The 972-nt window shown below is 54.9% G+C and carries 1 protein-coding gene; it reads left to right on the forward strand.

Features of this window, described 5'->3' with window-relative positions:
* Positions 1–367 precede the first annotated feature (367 nt).
* On the forward strand, positions 368–922 hold the full coding sequence (locus DOU54_RS26650) for a hypothetical protein (RefSeq protein WP_146617411.1): 555 nt from the start codon (positions 368–370) through the stop codon (positions 920–922).
* Positions 923–972 lie beyond the last annotated feature (50 nt).

A 972-nucleotide genomic window follows, 5' to 3' on the forward strand; every position in this document is an offset into this window, starting at 1 on the left:
GTCTATAGTATATTTTTACCACTGTGTTGACATCAGGGGTGAATTGGGTTTCTTACTTTAAAAATATCTATGTTTTGATTGTCAAAATTTACTGCTGAGATCATTTCATGAAACGTAAATTTACTAGGGGCTGCGACTGAGCGGCTTTTTCCCGCACCGTCGTACCTGCCGCCCTCACATTGCCGTCACGGGCCAGGATGCCAGCTAGAGCGGGCGTCATCGGCTCCACTCGCCAACCCGGCTCGCCCCGGTGGATGAGATTTTTTCCTAGTGCCGAAAAAGGCGATCGATGATGTCGTTTGTCCGCTCCATATTCAGATGCGAAATTTCGCGAGCACTGGCCCTCACCGCTTTGTGGGTCTTATTCATGTTCGCCGCAATCGTGCCGGCCAATGCTGACGGTCCGGCTGTACAGTCGCGATATTTGCCGCAGGACAATGTTTTCGTTCTCGATGCGAGCCGGTTTAGTCTTTCGCAGGAGGGGAGGGAGCTGACTGCCGGCCCTCTCTCTTATAGTTGGCGGGTAATCCAGAAGCCGGCGACGAGCGCTGCGACCCTGTCATCGACGAACTCGCCTGTGACACAGGTGGCGGTCGATACTTCAGGCGAATATGTCGTTGAGTTGTCCGTCACCGATGGCGCTGTCACGGCAACCACGGTACAGCTCGCCCTCTCGACGGGAATGCAGCGACCACTGGCCTCCATTCGAGCACATGGCGTTTCCGCAGTTGGCGCAACCTATCGCCTTGATGGATCGGATTCCCGTGATCCGGATGGACAGCCGCTTGCTGTCGCCTGGTCCGTGCTCGAAGCGCCAAACGGCTCCGCGGTGACGATTTCCGACACAGCCGCAGTTCGACCGACGATTTTACCGGATGTGGCAGGTCACTATGCCATTCATGTCCCGGATCAGCGCCCTTGAGACAGAAGTGTTTTAATTGAGAAGAGAGGATTTTCGGCTCATCGTAGCTC

It is taken from the genome of Agrobacterium sp. MS2 (assembly GCF_003261015.1).
Taxonomy (GTDB): Bacteria; Pseudomonadota; Alphaproteobacteria; order Rhizobiales; family Rhizobiaceae; genus Agrobacterium; species Agrobacterium pusense.